Annotated in this window: 19 protein-coding genes, 1 tRNA gene and 1 pseudogene; 7 read left to right on the top strand and 14 right to left on the bottom strand. The window is 69.5% G+C overall.

Going from position 1 to position 22,694, the window contains the following annotated elements; all coding sequences use genetic code 11:
* The first annotated feature begins 12 nt into the window (after window positions 1-12).
* Both OG393_RS20620 and OG393_RS20615 read left to right on the top strand, forming a co-directional pair.
* Complete coding sequence (locus OG393_RS20620; protein ID WP_327376142.1) at window positions 13-3,006, top strand: Z1 domain-containing protein; 2,994 nt, start codon at window positions 13-15, stop codon at window positions 3,004-3,006.
* A gap of 231 nt (window positions 3,007-3,237) precedes the next feature.
* Window positions 3,238-4,251: a DNA cytosine methyltransferase gene (locus OG393_RS20615; protein WP_327376141.1), complete on the top strand. Its 1,014-nt coding sequence runs from the start codon at window positions 3,238-3,240 to the stop codon at window positions 4,249-4,251.
* Here OG393_RS20615 and OG393_RS20610 read toward each other — a convergent pair.
* From OG393_RS20610 to OG393_RS20590, 5 genes are all read right to left on the bottom strand, one after another.
* Window positions 4,242-5,213 (bottom strand): DUF6339 family protein, encoded by a 972-nt coding sequence (locus OG393_RS20610; protein ID WP_327376140.1) that lies wholly within the window; start codon window positions 5,211-5,213, stop codon window positions 4,242-4,244. The genes OG393_RS20615 and OG393_RS20610 overlap by 10 nt on opposite strands.
* Complete coding sequence (locus OG393_RS20605; RefSeq protein WP_327376139.1) at window positions 5,210-6,196, bottom strand: hypothetical protein; 987 nt, start codon at window positions 6,194-6,196, stop codon at window positions 5,210-5,212. The genes OG393_RS20610 and OG393_RS20605 overlap by 4 nt, the downstream gene beginning before the upstream one ends.
* Complete coding sequence (locus OG393_RS20600; RefSeq protein ID WP_327376138.1) at window positions 6,193-8,301, bottom strand: helix-turn-helix domain-containing protein; 2,109 nt, start codon at window positions 8,299-8,301, stop codon at window positions 6,193-6,195. The genes OG393_RS20605 and OG393_RS20600 overlap by 4 nt, the downstream gene beginning before the upstream one ends.
* 143 nt (window positions 8,302-8,444) lie before the next feature.
* Window positions 8,445-8,897 (bottom strand): very short patch repair endonuclease, encoded by a 453-nt coding sequence (locus OG393_RS20595; RefSeq protein WP_327376137.1) that lies wholly within the window; start codon window positions 8,895-8,897, stop codon window positions 8,445-8,447.
* Between the two features lie 308 nt (window positions 8,898-9,205).
* A complete protein-coding gene (locus tag OG393_RS20590; RefSeq protein ID WP_327376136.1) occupies window positions 9,206-10,564 on the bottom strand; it encodes a DUF445 domain-containing protein in 1,359 nt (452 codons plus the stop codon).
* Window positions 10,565-10,926: 362 nt separating this feature from the next.
* Between OG393_RS20590 and OG393_RS20585 the strand changes: the two genes are divergently transcribed.
* The gene (locus OG393_RS20585; RefSeq protein WP_327376135.1) at window positions 10,927-13,326 is read left to right on the top strand and encodes a transglycosylase domain-containing protein; all 2,400 of its coding nucleotides are present in this window, start codon (window positions 10,927-10,929) and stop codon (window positions 13,324-13,326) included.
* 52 nt (window positions 13,327-13,378) lie between these two features.
* On the opposite strand, the gene OG393_RS20580 is transcribed toward OG393_RS20585, so the two are convergent.
* The 3 genes from OG393_RS20580 to OG393_RS20570 form a co-directional block, all read right to left on the bottom strand.
* The gene (locus OG393_RS20580) at window positions 13,379-13,699 is read right to left on the bottom strand and encodes a DMT family transporter (RefSeq protein WP_327376134.1); all 321 of its coding nucleotides are present in this window, start codon (window positions 13,697-13,699) and stop codon (window positions 13,379-13,381) included.
* 127 nt (window positions 13,700-13,826) lie between these two features.
* Entirely contained in the window at window positions 13,827-15,062 is a 1,236-nt protein-coding gene (locus OG393_RS20575; protein ID WP_327378430.1) for an IS701 family transposase, read from the bottom strand.
* Window positions 15,063-15,150: 88 nt separating this feature from the next.
* A complete protein-coding gene (locus tag OG393_RS20570; RefSeq protein ID WP_327376133.1) occupies window positions 15,151-15,444 on the bottom strand; it encodes a hypothetical protein in 294 nt (97 codons plus the stop codon).
* A 661-nt stretch (window positions 15,445-16,105) separates the two neighbouring features.
* On the opposite strand from OG393_RS20570, the pseudogene OG393_RS20565 reads away from it, so the two are divergent.
* A pseudogene (locus tag OG393_RS20565) lies at window positions 16,106-17,091 on the top strand (IS5 family transposase).
* Between the two features lie 137 nt (window positions 17,092-17,228).
* On the opposite strand, the gene OG393_RS20560 reads toward OG393_RS20565, so the two are convergent.
* Window positions 17,229-17,567, bottom strand: a complete 339-nt coding sequence (locus OG393_RS20560; RefSeq protein ID WP_327376132.1) for a GroES family chaperonin — start codon at window positions 17,565-17,567, stop codon at window positions 17,229-17,231.
* 46 nt (window positions 17,568-17,613) lie between these two features.
* On the bottom strand, window positions 17,614-17,934 hold the full coding sequence (locus tag OG393_RS20555; protein ID WP_327376131.1) for a DUF3618 domain-containing protein: 321 nt from the start codon (window positions 17,932-17,934) through the stop codon (window positions 17,614-17,616).
* 121 nt (window positions 17,935-18,055) lie between these two features.
* On the opposite strand from OG393_RS20555, the gene bcp reads away from it, so the two are divergent.
* Window positions 18,056-18,523, top strand: a complete 468-nt coding sequence (gene bcp, locus OG393_RS20550; protein ID WP_327376130.1) for a thioredoxin-dependent thiol peroxidase — start codon at window positions 18,056-18,058, stop codon at window positions 18,521-18,523.
* A 128-nt stretch (window positions 18,524-18,651) separates the two neighbouring features.
* Window positions 18,652-18,734, top strand: a tRNA-Leu gene (locus OG393_RS20545).
* A gap of 73 nt (window positions 18,735-18,807) precedes the next feature.
* Here the strand turns inward: OG393_RS20545 and rdgB are convergent.
* The 4 genes from rdgB to OG393_RS20525 form a co-directional block, all read right to left on the bottom strand.
* Window positions 18,808-19,410: an RdgB/HAM1 family non-canonical purine NTP pyrophosphatase gene (gene rdgB, locus OG393_RS20540; protein WP_327376129.1), complete on the bottom strand. Its 603-nt coding sequence runs from the start codon at window positions 19,408-19,410 to the stop codon at window positions 18,808-18,810.
* Window positions 19,411-19,462: 52 nt separating this feature from the next.
* Window positions 19,463-19,840: a hypothetical protein gene (locus tag OG393_RS20535; protein ID WP_327376128.1), complete on the bottom strand. Its 378-nt coding sequence runs from the start codon at window positions 19,838-19,840 to the stop codon at window positions 19,463-19,465.
* A 77-nt stretch (window positions 19,841-19,917) separates the two neighbouring features.
* Window positions 19,918-20,649 (bottom strand): ribonuclease PH, encoded by a 732-nt coding sequence (gene rph, locus OG393_RS20530; RefSeq protein WP_327376127.1) that lies wholly within the window; start codon window positions 20,647-20,649, stop codon window positions 19,918-19,920.
* A 142-nt stretch (window positions 20,650-20,791) separates the two neighbouring features.
* Window positions 20,792-21,097, bottom strand: coding sequence for a PTS glucose/sucrose transporter subunit IIB (locus OG393_RS20525; RefSeq protein ID WP_327376126.1), 306 nt, complete (start codon window positions 21,095-21,097; stop codon window positions 20,792-20,794).
* Window positions 21,098-21,255: 158 nt separating this feature from the next.
* Between OG393_RS20525 and OG393_RS20520 the strand changes: the two genes are divergently transcribed.
* Window positions 21,256-22,557: a PTS transporter subunit EIIC gene (locus OG393_RS20520; RefSeq protein ID WP_327376125.1), complete on the top strand. Its 1,302-nt coding sequence runs from the start codon at window positions 21,256-21,258 to the stop codon at window positions 22,555-22,557.
* The last annotated feature ends 137 nt before the right edge of the window (window positions 22,558-22,694 follow it).

Raw genomic sequence — 22,694 nt, 5'->3', positions numbered from 1 at the left:
GAGGAACCGCCGATGACCCATCCCGACACCGCCGCCGGCATCCGTCTCGACCTGCACGCCCGGGCTCTCGGCGACATGAGCGCGGGAAAACCGAGACGACTCGCGCGCGCCCTGGAGTACCAGGCCGAGGATCTCGCGCCGGAAGCCATGGCGTACGCCACCGAGGCCGATTTCCTGTCCGCCCTCCGCGAGGCACACGCCACCGACCGGCTCGTCGAGGTGTGGCGCAAGCAGCTCACCCGTTGGGACTACAAGGAGAACGTCGCCTGGTCCTCGCACCCGCCGCATACCGAGGAGCGGCGGACCGACGTGTACGAGCTGCTCGGCATCGGCGACGAGAGCGGCAAACTCCTCGACGCGCTCGTGCCCGTACACAAGGCCGGCGGGGCCGTCGTCATCAGCACCGAGCACACACCCTGGTACACACCGCAGTCCCTCCAGGGACGCCGCTGTTACTGGCCCGCGTACCGGCGTCTGCTGACGGACAAGGGCTGGCCCGAAGAGGTCGTCGCCGGACTCGACGAGGCGACCGACCGGGTGGTGGAACGACTGGCCGACCCGACGGCGCTCGAGGCGTACCAGTCGAAGGGTCTGGTCGTCGGCTACGTCCAGTCCGGCAAGACCGCCAACTTCGCCGGTGTCATCGCCAAGGCGATCGACGCGGGCTATCGCCTGGTCATCGTGCTGGGCGGCACGCTCAACATGCTGCGGGCCCAGACCCAGCGTCGCCTCGACATGGAGCTGGTCGGCCGCGAGAACATCGTGCGCGGCGCGAGCGAGTACGAGTCGGACTACGCCGACGACCCCGCCTGGAGCCAGGGCAAATTCGCGACCTTCGGCGCGCTGCCCTCCACGCTCGGCAACTTCGACATCCACCGCATGACGACCCGGGACGACGACTACCAGAGCCTCCTGCAGGGAATCGTCGCCCTCGAATACGAGAAACAGCAGCCCGGCCTGCCGCTGTACGACCCGCACAACCTCCACCGGGCCGCGGCCCGCCTGATGGTGGTCAAGAAGAACAAGCAGGTACTCACCAAGTTGGTGAAGGATCTACGGAAGATCAAGACACCCCTCTCCGAGATCCCGGTCCTGATCGTGGACGACGAGTCCGACGAGGCCTCGGTGAACACCTCCGACCTCGCCAAGCCGAACGCCGAGCGGACCGCGATCAACCAGAAGATCTCCGAGCTGCTGCGGATGCTGCCCCGCGCCCAGTACGTGGGCTACACCGCGACGCCCTTCGCCAACGTCTTCATCGACCCCAGCGACACCGAGGACATCTTCCCCAAGGACTTCATCATCTCCCTGCCGCGTCCGGCCGAGTACATGGGCGCCCGTGACTTCCACGATCTCGACTCCGCTCTGTCGGAGGAGGAGCGGACGTACGCGAACTCCAACGAGAAGGCGCACGTCCGCGACATCGTGGTGGAGGACGACGAGGACGACACATGCCTCGAACGAGCCATGGACATGTTCGTGCTGACGGCCGCGATGAAGCTGTACCGCGAGGACAAGGGCGGCCTCGGCGATCGGTACTTCCAGCACCACACGATGCTCATCCACGAGTCCGTCCGCCAGGACGTACACCGCGAGCTGCTCGGCAGGGTCACTCGGCTGTGGTGGAACGCCGGCTATATCGGGGCCCGCGGTCACGAGCGGCTCCGCCGCCTGTTCGACTCGGACGTCGCCCTCGTCTCCGCGGTGCGCGCCGACGGTCAGGCCGTCCCCGGCTCGTTCGACGAACTCGCCCCCTACGTCGGCCCCGCGGCGATCCGAATCGGTGGCGATGACAAGCCGATCATCGTGGTCAACGGTGACAAGGACCTCGAGACGGGCGAGGCCGACTTCGACAAGCGGTCCATCTGGAAGATTCTCATCGGCGGACAGAAGCTGGCACGCGGGTTCACCGTCGAAGGTCTGACCGTCTCCTACTTCCGGCGTCGTACGGGCAACGCCTCCACGCTCATGCAGATGGGTCGCTGGTTCGGCTTCCGCAAGGGCTACCGAGACCTGGTTCGCCTCTACCTGGGCCGCCAGGAGACCATGGGCAGGAAGGAGATCGACCTCTACGACGGCTTCGCGGCGATCTGCCGCGACGAGGAGACGTTCCGCGCCGAGCTGGAGCAGTACTCCGTTACGGTCGACGGCCGCCCGCAGGTGACCCCGGACAAGGTACCTCCACTGGTCTCGCAACACATCCCGTGGCTCAAGCCGACCAGCCCGAACAAGATGTACAACTCGCGCCTGGTGACGCTCCGCTCCCCCGGCCAGTGGCAGGAACCCACCGCGTACCCGACGAAGGTCTCCGACCTGCGGCAGAACACGGGTCTGTGGACGCCCGTCCTGGACACGCTGTCCGCAGAGCCGACGCAGCTCGGATACCACTTCCGCGAGGAGGGCGTCACTCACCGTTTCTCCGCGCTGACCGGGCGAATGGGCGCCGCCTCGTTCCATGATCTGGCATCGCGTGTCCGCTGGGGCGCACCGTCCCAGTTCGCCCCCCACCTCGACTACCTGCGGGAAATCACCTCCGGGACACCCGCCCAGGTCGACGACTGGGTGGTACTCGCTCCGCAGCATGCCCAGCCGAAACGGCGGTTCCGGCTGAGCGGCTCCGACCGCTTGTACTCCTACTTCGCTCGTGACCGGCGCCGTGACCCGCTCTTCGGCGCCATCAGCGACGTCAAGCACCGCGCGGCGGCGATGCGCATCGCGGGGTCCCTCGCCGACTCAGGCGACACCGCCGTCGAGGACCTCACCGCTCCGCGGCGAGGAGTGATCGTCCTCTACCCGATCATCGAGTCCGCGCACCGGAGCACGGTCACGGCGGACGGCACGCTCGATCCCGGTCGGATCGTGATGGCCTTCGCCTTCGTCGCACCGGCCTCGGCGCGCAGCGACGACGGCCGAGTCCTGCGCTTCACGACCGTCGACTCCGCTCAGGAGGGAGTCGCCATCATCGACACCGATCCCGAAGGGGCCACCGACCGACGGAGATCGTGATCGTACGCCCCGATCCGGGAGTACCTGGCCGAGGAGCTGTCGCACCTCGGCCAGGACCTGCACCGCTTCGCGGCGGACGCGGCGGATCTCGGCGTGGCACAAGATCGTCAGCCTTCGACCACCCTGGGGCAAGGTTGACAGCAACACCGCTCGACGTGCGGCGCCGGGTAATCTGAGGCGCTGCTGGGTTCTCCCGGTCCCCTTCGTCCACACACCACTCCTGGAGATCACGTGCCACGCCCCGAGATTGTCGACCTGTTCGCCGGACCGGGCGGGCTCGACGTGGCGGCACGCGACCTCGGCTTCGAGGTGACGGGGATCGAGTTCGATCAGGACGCGTGCGATACGCGGACCGCCGCCGGACTCGCCACCCTGCAGGGTGATGTCCAGGACTTCGGGCCGCACAAGTTCCCGAACGCCACTGTGCTCGCCGGTGGTCCTCCGTGTCAGACGTTCACCCTGGCCGGCACCGGCGCGGGCCGCCGTGCGCTGGACGAGGTGATCGGCTTCGTCAAGCGGATGGCCCGCGGCGAGGACGTCCGCTCCGACCTCGCCGTGCTCGACGACGCACGCACCGGTCTCGTCCTCGAACCGTTGCGTTGGGCCTTGGAGGCACTCCGTGACGATCGACCCTACGAGGCGATCGTCCTGGAACAGGTGCCCGCCGTCCTCCCCGTATGGCGGGAGTACGGAAAGGTCCTGGCGCAGCAGGGCTACCGGGTCTCCGAGCCCGAGGTACTGCACACGGAACAGTTCGGCGTCCCGCAGACGCGACGTCGCGCCATCCTCGTGGCCCGTCTGAACGGCATCGGCGAGCTGCCGCGGCCCTCTCACCGTCCGTATCGCAAGGGTGTCCCGCGCGATCAGGGCGACCCTCTCCTGAAGCCGTGGGTCCCTATGTCGGAGGTCCTCGACCGTCCGACTCCCTTCGAGGTGGTCTCGAACTACGGCACGGGGGGCGATCCCAAGGCCCGGGGCCGCAGGTCCTCGGACCAGCCCGCGTTCACCGTCACCGGCAAGGTCTCCCGGAATCGAGTCGTCGCCGGAGACGGCACGGAGCTGCCCCGCTTCTCGGATGCCGAGGCCGGCGTTCTGCAGACGTTTCCCGCCGACTACCCCTGGTCGGGCCGAGCCATCGCCCAGCAGATCGGCAACGCGATCCCGCCTCTGTTGGGCAAGGCGGTGCTGAAGGCCGCGATCGGGACGGCGGGAGAGTACGAGGGCGGATCACGCGCTCACGCGTGATCCGAAGGCTTGGCCAGGCTGACTCCCGGGACCCTGGGTGCCGGGACGGCCCCTCGCTGCTCCGTGCCCGACGCGAAACTCTTCGTCCGTCGGCGCACCGGAGCCTCGGACCTCAACCTCTCGAAGAGAGGAAGCAGGGCTGCGACGGCCGTCTCCTCGACGCGGCCGTCGAGCGGGCCCTCCGGCAGGTGGTCCCAATCCACTGTCGCGCCGGCGCCGCCTTCGATCCAGTCGTGGAGTTCGTCCACGTCGGGGGCGACGTCGCGTGCCAGAACGTCGTACATCAGCGTGCTGCCGGCCGCGTTCACCGCGGAGGAGAAGGCATTGACGTGATCGCCGGGGCGAGGAGTGCCCGAGTCGAGGAGTCCGCCGATGACACGGATCATGGCCTGGGCGGTGGGACGGTGGTCGATGACGTCCAGGCGCATCGTGGTGTTGAGGACGTCCTGGATACGGCAGGCCGTGACGACCGGGCCGTAGTCGTCGCCGTCGCGGAAGAGTTCGGCGGCCCACCAGAGGCGGGAGAAGGTCTGGGTGTAGTGGGGTCCGCTGAACCGAGCGGCGGCGGCGATGCCGGGGCCTTCTGCTTTGTCGGCGCCCTTGTGTCTCCAGACGACGTAGTCCGGAGCCACGATCATGGCCAGGTGGTTCCAAAGACGGCCGTCGGCAGCCTCCGCACGGGTCATCCTCAGGGTGGCGTGCAGACGAGGCGCGAGCCAGCCGTCGACGGCGTGACGATCGTCCACGAACCGTCGCACGGCCTCATCGAGAAGTTCACGCACCGGCTCGGTACGCCGCCGCTCCGCAGTCCGACCGTCGTATGCGACGCAGGCACGGGCGAGCGCGACCTGTGGCGGGGTTTCCCGGCCGGACTGGACACCTCGGCCGAGGTACTTGGCGACGGCGGCGTCGGGCAGGAGCGCGAGCACGGACGGCGGCTCGACAGGGGTGAGGGGGCTCATCGGGTGTCGTCCCTGTCCGCACGATCGACTACGCGGACCGCGTTGGTCAACTTCTTGGCGATCCTGCTTCGTCTGCCTGCCGCGTACTGGACGGTCGTCTGCAGCTCTGACCAGCCGAACCCCTTGGCCCGGCGTTCCTCGATGTCGTACAGCGCGTCGGTGAGCTGACGCCCCGGAAGCACATCGGGCAACATCATCCGGAGAACGGTCTCGCGCCAGCCCGTCGGCATGACGGGGGTTCCGTCCTCGTCGACGTCGAGATCGCCGACGGCGGTGTGGAACATCGCGGTCCACGCGTCCTGGGCGATCTGACTGGACACCATCTCGCGCAGCAGCTTCTCGGCCGGGCCTCCTCCGCTGCCGCCGAGCAGGGCGATCAGTCCCTCGGCCGAACCGGTGTTGAGGTAGACCGTGGGTACGTCGCCGGTGGTCTCGACGATCCAGGGGGCGTCCTTGTACGGCCGGAGCCATGCCTCCGCTCCCCCGTGGAAGTCCACCTCGACGATCTCGATCTCCCGTTGGCGTACCGGGGTGACCGCCTTGAGGTCGAGATACCAGTCCTGTTCGGTGGTTCCGATCACCCGACCCTCGACCCCGCCTACGGTGGCGACGACGGTCAGGCCAAGGACGGCACGGTTGAGATGACGATCGCGGAACAGGTCGATGCTCCCGCTCCAGACGCCGCCCTCGGGTGATCGCCTGAGCACTGCCGTGCTGCGGGCATTGGTCGCCTTCTCGGTGAGATGGGCCAGGCAGACCAGATCCGTCCAGGCTCCGTCGGCGAGCTCCGCCGCCGGGAGGGACGCCTGGAGACGAAGCGTGCAGTACTCCCAGCTCTCCCGACCGGACTGGTGGAGCGCCACGGTCCTCTCGGGCCTGGACACATGGGCGTACGGAAGCGGCGACGTCCCGTCCACCGCGATCGCGAGTACGTCGAGGGAGATGTCACCGAAGAGTGTCGGGTAAGGGTAGACGGACTTCACGTCGCTCCTCCACGAGCCTTCTGGACATCGACCACGAGCCGGGCGAAGCCACCCTGGACAGGATGGGTGGCGGGTTCGGTCACCCCGGTGAACACAGCGGTCCGCACGCCGGGGTCGACGACGAGATTGCCGTTCTCCATACGGCAGTCCTCGGAGGCGTCGAGCGCGGCCCACTCGACGGCGGGGCGTCCGCCCGACCGGACGTCGAACTTGGCCACGGGAGTCAGCACCCAGGAGTCCACGGCGTCGGGGAGCTTGAGACCGACCGTGACGTGCCAGGCGCCGTCGTCCTGGACACAGGCTTGAACGCTGCGCACGACGGGGAAGCCGTGTACCCGCCTCCCACCGGCGACGGATCCGCCGCCGTCCAGCCTGAGCAGCTCGCGGAGCGCCGCAGGGCCGTTGGTGCGAGCGGCCTCTCGACGCCCGACGAGACCGCGTACCGCCTTGTCGATCTCACTCCGGAATTCCTTGAGTCGAGAGAGGGCGCCACGCTCGTAGAGAGTGGTGAGTTCCTCAGTACGGTCCCAGCGGTCGTGCTCCGGTGGTTCGGAGGCACGGAGGAACGCCTCCGCGAGTTCGACGTCCTCGCCCTCTCGGCCGGTGGCGAAGCCGGCGAGCAGGACGGCCTGGAACGGCGCCGTGCCGAGAGGGAGTTCCCGGGGGCGTTGTTCGGTGACGGTCATTCGATTGCCACGCATGCAGACGACCCGGCTGTGCCGCTCGTCTCGGTCGGCGGCCGTGGTGAGCAGAAGGACCGCGGGATGCTCGCGGCCCTTGTCCCGGGAACGGCCACGCCCCTTCAACGGAGAGACGACGAGGGGGACCTCCGCGCGTGCGACCTGATCGGCGGAGGTCAGCTCACCGACCGTATCCCCGTCGAGGTACGCCCGAAACGCACGGCCCAGCGCGGGGTGGTGAGCGTGGGGGTCGACTCGCTCCTCGGGAATCACGGTCCGGGTGTCACGCAGTGTGGTGACGGTCGCCTCCAGCAACGCACCGGCCGACTTGCCGCCGATCATGGAAGCCCAGAACCCGTCGGCGAGCGATCGGACGAGTTTCTCGTGCATCTCCTGCAGGCATGCCGCGTCTCCCGAGGCATCATGGGCTCCGACAATGAGGAAGGAGGTACCGGGCGCGGCGCTCCGTCGGTCCAGATGAAGGGACCGCACCTCGTCCTCGTCCGCCCACCAGGATCGGGACACGCCCTCGTGAACCGGCTCGGGTTCCGCTTCTCCGAACCACGCGGGGCCCGCGAACGCGGCTCCGTCGAGTTCGTGCCAAGGCAGATCCAGCCGTCCGACGACACGGCGCGCGGAACGCCCTTCGTGAGCCTCGGAGAGGGTGGAGTTGACGAGGACGAGGCCCATACGGCTGGTGGCCCAGAGGGTGGCCTTGCCCAGTCCGTAAGAGCCACCGGCGCGTCCGCCGATCTGCTTGTGGCTGTCGAGCTGGCGACGCACGACAGCGGCGTAGCGGCCGTCCTGATACTCCGGGCCGGTCAAACCGGCAGCGTTGTAGTCCTCCACACGGAGAAGGAGCAGAGAGCGTTGCACGTCCAGGTCGTCGAGTGCGGCCTGGAGGCTTCGGGAGACCTTCTGGCCGCCGCCTGCGGCGGCCTCATAGTGCGGGCGCAGTTCGTCCCACCGCATGGCGGCGAGAAACGCGTCGAGGTGGTCACCGGTGATTTCGTGCAGGACGTAGCGCACACGGACCGGCATCGTGGGGTCGAGGCGCTCGTCGAGTGAATTCTGTGTGGCCTCGCGGGCGAGGACGGAGAGATCCGCGTCGAACGCGAAGGCAGCGGCGTTGCCGTACTCCCGTCCGCCGTCGCTGTGAGCCGGTCGATGGTGCCACCGCCGTGGAGAAGCGGCGGCGAGGTCCCCGGTCCGGCAGGAGATCGAGGCGAGCCCGACGTCGAGAGCATCCACGATGGCCTGCTTGACCGCTTCGAGTGGTTCGGAACGACCGGCGGTCCAGGCGGAGACGTCAGCTGGTGTGGTTCCGAGGCGCTGCGCGAGATCCATCGGCTCCATATCGGCCTGTTCCAGTCGGCTCCGCAGCCAGGTGCCGAAATCCTCGCCCTGCGGCTCCCTCACGCGCATCCCCCCGGATTTTGCCCTTCACCGCCCAGTGGGCGCGCACCCGGAAGCGCGACGGCCCACGCGCCGGCCACGCTACCACCGGCCGGTCGGCGGAATGACCGATGCCACAGGGGTCGGCGGACCATCCCGGCCGCTCTCTCGGCTCAGGTGACGTCGCCTGACGCCCTCCCCGTCCGACGGAGCGCCCGCCGCTCGGCGACCACGGCTGCGACGCGTGCGGCGGCCTTGTCCGCGCTCTCGTGTTCCCAGACGCGCACTGCCAACCAGCCCGCCTCCTTGAGGCGGGCATCGGTGTTCGCGTCCCGTGCCCGGTTCTTCTCGATCTTCTGCCGCCAGAACTCCGAGTTCCTCTTCGGCCACGTCGCGTGTTCCGGACAGCCGTGCCAGAAGCAACCGTCGACGAACACCGCCACCTTGGCGGGCCCGAAGACGATGTCCGCTTCCCTCCGTACCGCCTTGAGGGGGCGGCGGTGCACTCGATAGCGGAGCCCCGAGGCATGCAGGGCACGACGCAGGGCCATCTCCACGTCGGTGTCCCGGCTGCGCTGCTTACTCATCCGGGAGCTCGTCTGCACCGTCGTGTCCAGGGCTTTCATGCCGGCCATTGTGACGCGGTTGCGGCGGGCCGGAGTACGACCCAGCGCCGGACGTCCGCGCTTCGGGCCGACCAGGAAGTGCCCCCGCCGCGCGGTTTTTTGCGGCGGGTTGAACACGGGCGGCTCGGCGCGCGTACTACACAGCACCTCCCCGCAGTCGCCGGGCGGGTGAGCCGGAACTCACCCGCCCGGCACACACCCCGCCCGTCCCGTGTCCCCGCCGCACCCCCGGCCCGCGCGCCCGTCGACCGGCCGACCCGCCCGCCGGCTCTCCGGCGCCGCGTCTCCCGCCCCCTGTCGGAGGTGCCTCACCCGCCCAGGGCGTGGCTCACCGTGTAGATCGCCAGGCCGGCCAGGGCGCCGACGACCGTGCCGTTGACGCGGATGAACTGGAGGTCGCGGCCGATGTTCGCCTCGATCTTGCGGGAGGTCTGCGTCGCGTCCCAGCTCGCGACCGTGTCACTGATCAGGGACGTGATCTCGCCCCGGTACGTGGTGACCACGTAGGCCGCCGCGTCCTCTGCCCAGCCTTCCACCTTCGCCTGCAGGCGGCCGTCCGTCACCAGCCGGCCGCCGAGCGACATCAGCGAGGCCCGCGCCCGCAGCCGCAACTGGCTCCTGTCGTCCTCGGCCGCCGCGATGATCAGGTTCCGTACGGACGACCACGCCGAGGCGATGACGTCCTGGATCTCCGGCCGGGCCAGCAGTTCGGACTTCAGGCGCTCCACCCGCGCCCGGGTGTCCGTGTCGCCCTGCAGGTCGGCGGCGAAGTCCCTCAAGAAGCGGTCGATCGCCGACCTCGCCGGGTGGCCCGGCATGTCCCGCATCTCCGTGACGAAGCGGAGCAGCTCCTTGTAGACCCGCTCGCCCACCCGGCGGTCCACGAAACGCGGCGTCCACCCCGGCGCCCCGCCCTGGACGGCGTCCATCACCGAGTCGGCGTGGAAGACCAGCCAGTCGTGCGCCTTGACGCACACCAGATCCACGGCCCGGCGGTGCGAACCGTCCGAGACGATCTTCTCCAGGGTCTTGCCGATGCCCGGCGCGATCTCCGCCGCCTCCGCGCGCCGGGTGATCGCCTCGCCGACGACCGCCTGCACGTCGGCGTCCCGCAGCACGGTCAACGCCCCGCGCAGCGCCGTGGCCAGCTCTCTCGTCACCCGGTCCGCGTGCGCGGGCTCGGCGAGCCAGGCGCCCAGCCGGCCCGCGATACCCAGACCGTGCAGCCGGCCCCGTACGATGTCGGCCGACAGGAAGTTCTCGCCCACGAAGGAGCCGAGTGAGGCTCCGAGCTGGTCCTTCTTCGTGGGGATGATCGCCGTGTGCGGAATCGGCAGCCCCAGCGGGCGTCGGAAGAGCGCCGTCACCGCGAACCAGTCCGCGAGCGCGCCCACCATGCCCGCCTCCGCCGCGGCGGCGACGTACCCGGTCCAGGCTCCCCCTCCCTCGTTCCCCGCCCAGGTCGCCACGGCGTACACGAGGGCCACGAACAGCAGCAGGCCCGTCGCGAAGGTCTTCATCCGGCGGACCCCGCGGCTCTTCTCCTCGTCCGCCGCCGTGTACGCGAAAGCCGCCAGCGGCTTCCTCGCCCCGGCACGGGCACCGGAGACACGGGCCGCGTCCCCCGGCCCGTCCGCCGGCCCCGCCTCGGTCCTCGTCTCGCTCATCACCTGACCTCCCTACATCAGGGACTCCCCACGCGCACCCCGAGTTCCCGCGCGCCACCGCCCTCTCCGTGCATCTGCGCGATCACGGCCTCGATGTCGCCTCGGCGGCGTCCTGCGCCCGGAACGGTACGGAGGAAACCGCCCGTGGCGACCGTCGGACGCAAGCGCAGCACACCACCCCTCCCTCCGGTCTCCGGACCGGGAGTCCCGGTTCGGCGCGCCCGCCCACGGCACCACAGCGCCCGACCCCAGCGGCCCCGCACGACCTTCGCGAGTGTATGTCGAGTCGTGTTCTCGGCTTTTGTCGCTCTGCATGCAGTATGGGGAGGCCATCCCCTTCGTCCGGTACGGGAGCTCCACTCATGAGCGACGGCCAGCCACCGCACCCCGGCTGGGAACCAAAGGACCCCACCCTCCCCACCAGGCCCGCCACGGCCCGGACCACGGCCGAGCGCCGCACCCGCGACCGGAGGACGGCCCGCGCACGCCCCCGCCGACGACGTGTCCTGCGGACTCTCTTCGGCCTGTTCCTCCTCGGCACCCTGCTGGCGGCCGGCGCCTTCGTCGCCGGCTACCTGCTCGTCCACATCCCGCCGGCCAACTCCGCCGCCCTCGCGCAGTCCAACGTCTACCTCTACCGCGACGGCACGCAGATCGCCCGCGACGGCGAGGTCAACCGCGAGAGCATCCGCCTCGACCGCGTCCCCCTCGGTGTCCGGCGGGCCGTCCTCGCCGCGGAGGACCGGGACTTCTACTCCGGGCGTGCCGTCGACCCCAAGGCCATGGTCCGCGCCGCCTGGAACACCCTCAACGGCAAAGGCAGACAGTCCGGCTCCACCCTCACCCAGCAGTACGTCAAGAACTACTACCTCGGCCAGGAACAGACCGTCACCCGCAAGGTCAAGGAGTTCTTCATCGCGATCCGGCTCGACCGCGAGAAGAGCAAGGACGAGATCCTCGAGGGGTACCTCAACACCAGCTACTTCGGCCGCAACGCCTACGGCATCCAGGCCGCCGCCCGCGCCTACTACGGCAAGGACGCCGAGAACCTCGACACCACCGAGGGCGCGTACCTCGCCGCACTGCTCAACGCGCCCACCGCGTACGACATCGTCGCCCACCCCGAGAACCGGCCCAAGGTCCTCGCCCGCTGGAACTACGTCCTCGACGGCATGGTCAAGGAGAAGTGGCTGCGCCCCGACACCCGGGCCACCGCCGCCTTCCCCGTGCCGCGCACCACCCGCACCACGACCGGCCTCTCCGGCCAGCGCGGATACATCGTGCGGGCCGTCGAGGACCACCTCACCGGCAGCGGAGCCATCGACGCGAAGACGCTGGCCCGCGGCGGGTACCGGATCACCACCACCCTCGACCGGACGAAGCAGGACGCCTTCGTCACCGCGGTCCACGACCAGGTCGCGTCTCGGCTGGACCCGGACCGCAACCCGGTCGACCGCTTCGTCCGCGTCGGTGGAGCCGCCGTCGACCCGGCCACCGGACACGTCCTCGCTCTCTACGGCGGCGTCGACTACACCAAGCAGTACGTCAACAACGCCACCCGCCGTGACTACCAGGTCGGCTCCACCTTCAAGCCCTTCGTCTTCACCGCCGCCGTCCAGAACGGCGCGCAGACCCAGGACGGCCGCCCGATCACCCCGAACACGAACTACGACGGCACCGACCGCCGCCCCGTGGACGGCTGGCCCGGCGAACCCTACGGCCCGGCCAACGAGGACCACGCCTCGTACGGCGACCTGACCGTCCGGGCCGCCACCGACCTGTCCGTCAACGCGGTCTACGCCCAGATGGCGGTCGACGTCGGCCCGGCCACGGTCCGCGACACCGCCGTCGCCCTGGGGCTGCCGGCCACCACACCCGACCTGACGGCCTCCCCCTCCATCGCGCTCGGCCCCGCCACCGCGAGCGTCCTCGACCTGGCCGAGGCGTACGCCACCCTCGCCCACCACGGCACACACCACCCGTACATCCTGGTCCGCTCGGTCAGCAGGAACGGCCGCGCACTGCACCTGCCCGCCCCCGAAAGCACACAGGCCGTCACCCGGGAGGCCGCCGACACCACGACCGCGATCCTCCGCAGCGTCGTCGAAGGCGGCACGGGCACGGCGGCGCTCTCGGCCGGCCGGCCCGCCGCAGGCAAGACGGGCACCGCCGAGGAGGACCGCGCCGCCTGGTTCGCCGGCTACACCCCCGACCTCGCGACGGTGGTCACGTTGATGGGCCAGCACCCGGAGACCGGCGAACAGCGATCCCTGTACGGGGCGCTCGGCCTTCCCCGCGTCGACGGCGGCGGACCCCCCGCGGAGATCTGGGCCCAGTTCACCCGCGAGGCACTGGCCGGCTCCGACCCGGAGTACTTCGAACTCCAGGTGGGCGCGGGCTCCGAGGGGATCTTCGACCCACTGAACCCGCCGCTGCCCGACGGACCCGACGGAAGACCGCAGGACCCCCGGGAACAGGACGGACAGCGGGACCATGACGGCCCCGACGGCCAACAGGCACTCGGCCCACAGCATCCGCCGCGCCCCCCGTTGCCGCCGCGGCTGCCCGCCCCCCAGGGGGCACCGGACACGCGGACCGCGCCCGGCGGAGGAACCGGCCCCGCGGACGGCGATACCCCGGCCCCGTCCCCCGGACGCGCCGGAGCACCCCCCTTCCACGGCGCCGACCCGGCACAGGACACACCCCGGCCGCCCGAGGTACCACCCGCGCCGCCGGCGCCACGGCCCGACCGACAGCCCTGAGGGTCTCGGCCGGACAGCCTCAGGGACCCTCGGGTGACCGCTGTCCGGCCCCTCAGTGCCCCGAGGTCGCCTTCAGCCCGACGACGGCGACCAGCAGCAGACAGACGAAGAAGATCCGGGCGGCGGTCGCCGGCTCGCCGAGCACCGCCATGCCGAACACCGCCGCGCCGGCCGCGCCGATGCCGACCCAGACGCCGTACGCCGTACCGATCGGCAGTGTCCTGGCGGCCTGTGAGAGCAGCAGCATCGAAGCGACGATCCCGGCGCCGGTGAACACGCTGGGCCAGAAACGGGTGAACCCGTCGGTGTACTTCATGCCGACCGACCAGCCGACCTCGAGCAGACCGGCGACGGTGAGGAGAACCCAGGCCATGACGACGAAAACCTCCGCGAGACGGAACAACAGGGGTGCGTCGTCTTTGCCTGTGGTGCGCGGGGCCCGGTACGGCGCGTCTCGTCGGGTGCCCCAAGCCTAGTACTCCAGTTGTAGATCGCGATCTTCATGTCTGGGCGGCTTGTCGCTGATAGTGGCTGGCCTGGGATCGGGCCTGGTGGCGGCGTCGCCAGTGGGACCAGTCGAGCCGGTGAGCCGCGTCGTGGACGGGCCGGACGACGAGCGCGGTGAACAGGTGCTGGATCTCGTTGCAGGTGAGCGGTATCAGCCCGTCCGGCTTCGAGTGGCGGGCATGTTCGTCGGCGCGGACGACGGTGAGGAAGGCGTGGGCGAGCATCGCGAGGGTGACCCAGCGGTGCCAGGACGTCCAGCGTCTGACCTGGTGCTCGTCCAGTCCGGCCAGGCCCTTGCCGGACTGGAAGGTCTCCTCGACCGTCCATCTGCGCCCGGCGACCCGCACCAGAGTGGACAGCGGAACCCGGATTGCCGAGTAGCAGCGGTAGAAGGCAAGTTCACGGGTGCGCCGGTTGCGGCGGACGAGCAGCTGACGGTGGCCCGGCCGGTCGTCGGCGATGTCGGCCAGGGCCCAGTCGTAGAAGCGGTGCCCCTTGGCGCCGGCACCAGCGGAGAGTTTCTGCCAGGCCCGCTTCGGCAGCATCTTGACCAGGGCGTCGGCGCGGAGCTTGCCCGCTCGGGTGGCGATCTGGTGGTCACAGGCCACGGCGAGCACGTAGCCGGTCTCGCGTCTCTCCAGCTCGGTCCGCAGATGCGGGTTGCCTCCGTAGACCTCATCGCCCGCCACCCAGGATGCGGCAACGCCGGCATCCAGGGCGCGGCCGATCATGCGGGCGGCGAGGGCGGGTTTCGTGGTAAAGCCGACGGCGTCGGGTATCCCGGCGGCCCGGCAGCGGGCCGGGTCCTCGGTCCAGGAGCGCGGAACATACAGCTCCCGGTCGATCGCCGCGTGCCCGAGCGGGGTTGAGTAGGCGAGGTAGACGGCGACCTGGCTGTTCTCGATGCGGCCTGCGGTGCCGGTGTACTGGCGCTGCACGCCCACCGTGCCGGTGCCCTTCTTCAGGTCGCCGGTCTCGTCCACGACCAGCACCGCGTCCTCGTGGTGCAGGTACTCAACGACGAAGCCGCGGATGTCATCGCGTACCGCGTCGGCGTCCCACCTGGCCCTCGACAGCAGGTGCTGCAGACCGTACGGGGCCGCGTCCCCAGCATGCTCGGCGAGCGTCCAGCAGTTCTTGCGCGGCAGGCCCGACAACAACCCGAGCACGAACGCCCGTGCCCGGCGCCGGGGTTCCACCCGGACGAACCGTCCCGCAATACGGCCCATCAGGGCCTCGAACGCCTCCTGCCAACGGGCAGGATCTATACTGTGACCCGCGGCCACCGTCTGATCTTCTGTCTTCACACACCGATGATCACCGGTAATTGTCGAAAACGATCAAATTCGTGGGCCAGGTGGCCACGCGCGCGGCGACAAGCTCTGCCTTGTACATCGCAACAGGCCCAGACTCGTTCACGACCATGAGCCCCGCCGGAAGGTACTTACCTCCGCTAACGACGATCACGGGCTTGCTGTCGCGGTACTCGATCGACAGTGTGCCCACGTCTTCGGGCTTGACCTCGTCAGCCGAGATCGGCGCCGGAACCGCTGTTTCAGGTGTGAGCTGAACCGGGGCCGGTCCTTTTGCGTCGGGCGTGGTCTCAGTCATGGCCTCTCCTTGCTTGCCGGCGCAATACCGACCCGGCCAGAGCGTCGCATCACGGAGCGGCACCAGTCCATCACTCTCGAGAAGAGGGCCGGAAGTCAGCTTGGTGGCGCGAATTGACCCCTGTACTCGGAGGTGTACCCCCATGCCCTGTCAAAGTAGGTCAGGCCAGGCATGGTGGATGACTCATGGAGTCGAAGGCGGGTAGGGAGAAGCGCCCACAGTGGCCGGCCCCACCGACCTGATCCCGCAGTCCTGCAACGAAATCCAGCGGTATTCATGACCATCATCGTCCAGTCCGTCCATGACGCGGCCCACCGTTTCGTCTGGTCCCGCTGGCGATGCCGCCACCAGGCCAGATCTCAGGCCAGCCACTATCAATGCTAAGTCGACCGGACATGAAGATCGCGATCTACAACTGGAGTACTAGGACGTGTCGCGAGAGTCCGTCCTGGCCCGTGACGTCTGGCACGCACGCTCCCCGCGTTGTCGGAGTCATCCGAGTACGCCCGGTACGAGGATGATCCTCCGCCTCGCGGTCGCACGCACCAGGCGCCGCGGGCCCCGCCCTCCGGGCGGACGCAGCTAGGTCCTGTCTGGAATTCGGATCACGATTCGGTGGATCGCCTGCGCACCGCGGCCCGGTCTTGATAGATCGTCAGTCATGGCGCGTGGCGATCTCACCGACGAGCAATGGGCCCTGATCGAGCCCCATCTCCCGATCGCCGCGGTCGGGCCCATCCCCGACCTGCGGAAACACTTCAACGCGGTGATGTGGCGGTTCCGCACCGGCAGCCCCTGGCGCGACCTGCCGAGCGAGTTCGGGCCCTGGCAGAGCACCTACGACCGCTTCCGCATCTGGGTGGGGCAGGGCACTTTCCAGCAGCTGATGGAGGCGGTGATCGCCGAGGCGGCCGCTCGCGGGGAGACCGACATGGGCCTGGTCAGCGTGGACTCCGCGACGTCCCGGGCCCACCACCACGCCGCCGGGATGATCCTCGAAGCGGAGCAGTTGGCAGCCCTGGAAGCGGCCGTCGAGTCGGAAAAGGGGGCGCTTCGAAGGAACAAGAGCCGCGAGAGGGGCAATCCGACGACGGCGAGCGAGCCGAACGGCGCCGGATCCGCCGACGGCAGCGCGCTCGCTTGAAGGCCGCCGAGCTGGGGCGTTCCCGGGGCGGGTTGACGAGCAAGATCCACCTGGCGGCCGACCGGCGCTGCCGCCCGCTCGCGTTCGTCCTCACGCCCGGACAGGCCGGCGACAGCCCGCAGTTCATCCCGGTCCTGGAGCGGATCAAGGTACGCGGGCCGGTCGGACGTCCGAAGACCCGGCCGGACGCGGTGGCCGCCGACAAGGCGTACTCCTCCCGCCGCAACCGCCGCTACCTGCGGAAACGGGGGATCCGGGGGGTGATTCCGGAGAAGGTGGACCAGGCCGCCAACCGCAAGAAGCGCGGCTCGCGCGGCGGCCGCCCCGTCAGCCACGACGCGGACTTGTACACCGAACGCAACACCGTGGAGCGGTGCATCAACCGCCTGCGCAACTGGCGCGGCATAGCGACCCGCTTCGACAAGACCCCGCAGAGCTACGAGGCCGGGCTCCACCTTTGTGGTGCGATGCTCTGGCTCCGCAGCATCGCACCACATTCGTGATCAAACTCCAGACAGGACCTACTTCCGCGACACGCCCTACTGGTGCCGCATCAGGCAACCGGCAGACACAGAGCCTGGTGACCATGGTCACCAGGCTCTGTCGCGGACGTGCGGCCGGGGCGCCGGCGGCCACCGCCCTACAGGTACAGCCCTGTGGAGTCCGTCGTCCCCTGGAAGCGGTCGGCGGCCACCGCGTGCAGGTCGCGCTCCCGCATCAGGACGTACGCGACGCCCCGCACCTCGACCTCGGCGCGGTCCTCCGGGTCGTAGAGGACCCGGTCCCCGGTCTCGACCGTACGGACGTTCTGGCCGACCGCGACGACCTCGGCCCAGGCCAGCCTGCGCCCGACGGCGGCGGTGGCAGGAATCAGGATGCCGCCGCCCGAACGCCGCTCCCCCTCGGGAGAGTCGGTCCGGACCAGGACGCGGTCGTGGAGCATCCGGATGGGCAGCTTGTCGTGGGTGTTCTCGCTCACCAGTCGAACCTACCTGCCGGGACGGGCCACCCGTACCCGGGAGGGGTCATGCCTTGTGCTTCCGGGACGAGACCGCGAGTACCCCGACGAGGGCCACGACGGCCAGGGCCGCGGGCACCACCCGCTCCAGGCGCGGGGCGCCGTCCTCGTGGGTGAAGCGGGCCTTCACCCCGGACACGGCTCGGTTCACGGCGTCGAACACCCGTCCGGCGGTGTGGTCGACCGTGGAGGTCGCCTTGGCCTTGGCGTCACCGATGATCGTCTTCGGGTGCATCCGAATGCCGATCTCGTCGAGCGTGACGGCGAGCTGGTCGCGCCGGCGGACGATGTCCGCCTCGATCTGCGCAGGGGTCCTGGCATCCGACACCGCGCTGCCTCCGTAGTCGTTATCGGTCGTTGACGGACAGTCTGTCAGCTTCGCCGCCCGCGGTCCGTCTCAGGCCCCCATTAGGCTCGGGCGTGTACGCGTCCATACTCCGAGGAGAACCATGAGCGAGCGACTTCAGCCCGGCGACGAGGCCCCCGCCTTCACCCTGCCCGACGCGGACGGCAACGCGGTCTCGCTCGCCGACCACCGGGGGCGGAAGGTGATCGTCTACTTCTACCCGGCGGCCCTCACCTCGGGCTGTACGAAGCAGGCATGCGACTTCACGGACAACCTCGACCTGCTGGCGGGCGCCGGCTACGACGTCATCGGCGTGTCCCCGGACAAGCCGGAGAAGCTGGCGAGGTTCCGCGAGAAGGAGTCCCTGAAGGTCACCCTGGTAGGCGACCCGGACAAGAAGGTCCTGGAGGAGTACGGCGCCTTCGGCGAGAAGAAGCTGTACGGCAAGACGGTGACGGGCGTCATCCGCTCGACGGTCGTCGTCGACGAGCACGGCAAGGTCGAGCGCGCCCTGTACAACGTGAAGGCGACGGGCCATGTAGCCAAGATCATCAAGGACCTGGGTATCTGACGTACCCGACGTATCCGACCCGGACCAGCTCGTCACGGACGGCCGCGCGGGGGCGGACGGCCGAGGCGCCCCGGTGCCGAACCGCCAGGGGGCCGCTGCCCCATGCCCGCTACCATGACATGCGGCGAGCGGCCGTGGTGGAATGGCAGTCACGCTGGGTTTAGGTCCCAGTGGGTTAACACCCGTGAGGGTTCGAATCCCTCCGGCCGCACTTCTCGCGGCCTTCGGACCCCCGGTTCGAAGGCCGCGTTCGTGCTTTCGCGTGCGTGTTTCGCGTGCGTGTGTCAGCCCAGCAGTTCCCGCACCACCGGCACCAGGGCCCGGAATGCCTTGCCGCGGTGGCTGATCGCGTTCTTCTGCCGCGGCGTCAGCTCCGCGCAGGTCACCTCGTGGCCCTCCGGCTGGAGGATCGGGTCGTAGCCGAAGCCGTTCGTGCCGGCCGGGAGGTGGCGGAGGGTACCGGGCATCGTGCCCTCGACGACGCGTTCGGTGCCGTCGGGGAGAGCGAGTGCGGCGGCGCAGGCGAAGTGGGCGCCGCGGTGGGGAACGTCGATGTCGGAGAGCTGCGCCAGCAGCAGTTCCAGGTTGGCGCGGTCGTCGCCGTGGGTGCCGGACCAGCGGGCGGAGAAGATGCCGGGGGCGCCGTTGAGGACGTCGACGCAGAGGCCGGAGTCGTCGGCGACGGCAGGCAGGCCGGTGGCGCGGGCCAGGGCGTGGGCCTTCAGGAGCGCGTTCTCGGCGAAGGTGACACCGGTCTCCTTGGTGTCGGGGATCTGCGGGTACGCGTCCGCGCCGACGAGTTCGTGGGTGAGTCCCGCGTCGGCGAGGATCGCGTGGAGTTCGGTGACCTTCCCGGCGTTGCGGGTGGCGAGGATGAGACGGGTCATGTCCTCGATTATCGACCCTGGGCGCGGGGTGCCCGGCCGGGCCGTGGTGCGGTCACCCGGGGGTGCAGACCTTGCCGACCTCGGCGGCGGCCTCGGTGACCGGCGTGATGTCGGGGCTGGTGTCGCCGTTGTTGACGGCGGTGCGGACGGAGTCGACACCCTGGGACAGGTCGTCGACGGCCTTGGACAGGTCGGCGTTGTCCGTCGTGTTCTTGAGGTTGCCGAGCTCGGTGGTGATGTCGTCCAGTGCTTCGCTGAGCTGGGTGGCGTCGTTGGAAGCGCTGGAGACGGCTCGCTGGAGCCGGTCGACGCTGGTGGCTATGGCGTCGGCGGTCTGGACGCAGTCGAGTGCCTTGTCGAGGGCTCCGCAGCCGACGAGGGTGGTCAGCGTGGCGGCGGTGGCGACGGCGAGTGCGAGTCGGCGCTTCAAGTCGGGTCCTCCCCTGAGGTATGGAACGGGCGCACGGGTTCAGGCCGTGCGCCCGTGTTCCATGACGTCCCGGGGGGTCAGAGAGTTCCTTCGAGTGCCTTGCGCTGGATCTCGGCGAGTTCGGCGCAGCCGCCGGAGGCGAGGTCGAGGAGCGCGTTGAGTTCCTTGCGGTCGAAGGGCTCGGCCTCGGCGGTGCCCTGGACCTCGACGAAGCGGCCGTCTCCGGTGCAGACGACGTTCATGTCGGTCTCGGCGCGGACGTCTTCCTCGTAGCAGAGGTCGAGGAGGGGGGTGCCGTCGACGATGCCGACGGAGACGGCGGCGACGGTGCCGGTGAGGGGCTTGCGGCCGGCCTTGACGAGCTTCTTGTTCTGAGCCCAGTGGACGGCGTCGGCGAGGGCGACGTAGGCGCCGGTGATGGCGGCGGTGCGGGTTCCGCCATCGGCCTGGAGGACGTCGCAGTCGAGAACGACGGTGTTCTCGCCGAGTGCCTTGTAGTCGGCGACGGCGCGCAGTGAGCGGCCGATGAGGCGGGAGATCTCGTGGGTGCGTCCACCGATCTTGCCGCGGACGGATTCGCGGTCGCCGCGGGTGTTGGTGGCGCGCGGGAGCATGGAGTACTCGCCGGTGATCCATCCTTCGCCGCTGCCCTTGCGCCAGCGCGGGACGCCTTCGGTGACGGAGGCGGTGCAGAAGACCCGGGTGTCGCCGAAGGAGACGAGGACGGAGCCCTCGGCGTGCTTGCTCCATCCGCGTTCGATGGTGACGGGGCGGAGCTGTTCGGGGGTACGGCCGTCGATTCGAGACATGGGTGGAGCCTAGCCGTACGAGAAGGAGGACCCGTTCCGGTGGGGGAACGGGCCCTCTTTCAGGTGAGCGGTGGGCCGTGAGCGGGGGAGCGGCGCCGGCGTGAGGCGTGCGGGCGGTGCTCGGGCCGGTCGTGGCGGTGCGTTACATCATGTCCTCGATGTCGGCGGCGATCGGGTCGGCGTCGGTGCCGATGACGACCTGGATCGCGGTGCCCATCTTGACGACGCCGTGGGCGCCGGCCGCCTTGAGCGCGGCTTCGTCCACCTTGCCGGGGTCGATGACCTCGGTGCGCAGTCGGGTGATGCAGCCCTCGACTTCTTCGATGTTGTCGATGCCACCGAGCCCGGCGACGATCTTCTCAGCCTTGCTGGCCATGTGTTTCTCCCTGTCCGTTCGAAGAACGTGAGTCTCGGCGCACCGGAGGTCCGCGTTGTCACGGTAACCCACGGTTGGCCCAACTTCGCGAGCGGGCAACCGCCTTCTGACGAATGATGACGATCACGGGCGCCCTGCCCGCAGCGGGCTCCGGGAGCCTATCGCAACTGGTCTACACCAGTGTGCAGCGACCGCGGGGACGGGCCGGTTCCGGCCGAGGGAGGATGCGGATGAGCAGCGACAGCGGCACTGCGCCGGCGAGGAAGCCGTTCTGGGGCACCCTCTTCCAGGGACTGCAGAAGATGGGACGCAGCCTGCAGCTCCCCATCGCCGTGCTGCCGGCGGCCGGCATCCTCAACCGCCTGGGACAGCCCGACGTCTTCGGTGCCGACGGCCTGGGCTGGGACGACGTCGCGAAGGTGATGGCGGGCGCGGGCGGCGCGCTGCTCGACGGCAACCTGGGGCTGCCGCTGCTGTTCTGCATCGGCGTGGCGATCGGTCTGGCGAAGAAGGCGGACGGCTCGACGGCCCTGGCGGCCACGGTCGGCTTCCTCGTCTACTACAACGTGCTGCGCCAGTTCCCCGAGGAGTGCCCTTCCGGAACGGCGGACATCAACGGCGGCTGCCTGGCGCCCGAGCAGGCGTTCAGCGGCTACACGTACCAGAACCCGGGCGTCTTCGGCGGTATCGTCATCGGCCTGCTCGCGGCCTGGTTCTGGCAGCGATACCACCGGGTGAAGCTGGTCGACTGGCTCGGCTTCTTCAACGGCCGCCGGCTCGTGCCGATCATCATGACCTTCGTCGCCATCGCCTTCGCGGCCCTGTGCCTGTGGGTCTGGCCGCCGATCGGCGACGCCCTGGAGAACTTCAGCGACTGGCTGGTGGGGCTGGGCTCGTGGGGGTCGGGCATCTTCGGAGTCGCCAACCGCGCACTGCTGGTGATCGGACTGCACCAGTTCCTGAACGTGCCGATCTGGTTCCAGTTCGGCACGTACACCAAGCCGGACGGCACGACGGTCAACGGTGACATCCCGATGTTCCTCGCGGGTGACCCGAACGCGGGCCAGTTCCTGACGGGCTTCTTCCCGATCATGATGTTCGCACTGCCGGCCGCGGCTCTGGCGATCACGCACTGCGCCCGGCCGAACCGGCGCAAGGAGGTCGGCGGCCTGATGCTCTCGGTCGCCCTGACCTCGTTCGTCACGGGTATCACCGAGCCGATCGAGTACTCGTTCCTGTTCATCGCCCCGGCGCTGTACGTCATCCACGCCCTTCTCACGGGCGTCTCGATGGCCGTGACCTGGGCCTTCGGGGTGAAGGACGGCTTCAGCTTCTCGGCCGGCCTGATCGACTACGTGATCAACTGGAATCTCGCGACGAAACCGTGGCTGATCATTCCGATCGGGCTGGCGTTCGCGGTCCTCTATTACGTGATCTTCCGTTTCGCGATCACCACGTTCAATCTCCCGACGCCGGGTCGCGAGCCGGAGGAACTGGCCGAGGAGATGGAGCGGGACGTGACCAAGGCATAGGCCCCACACCGCCCGCCACGGGGGATTCACCCGATTCGCGAAGGCTTTCCCAGGCCCTCGGACCTCACGGTCCGGGGGCCTTATGTCGTGCATTTCCGGCTATGGCTCAGCCCACAAAATTCGAAGGTTCCTTATCT

The organism is Streptomyces sp. NBC_01216 (assembly GCF_035994945.1).
In the GTDB taxonomy this organism is placed as follows: domain Bacteria; phylum Actinomycetota; class Actinomycetes; order Streptomycetales; family Streptomycetaceae; genus Streptomyces.
The sequence above is the reverse complement of the archived record's forward strand: the minus strand, read 5'-3'. Positions and strand labels throughout refer to the sequence as shown.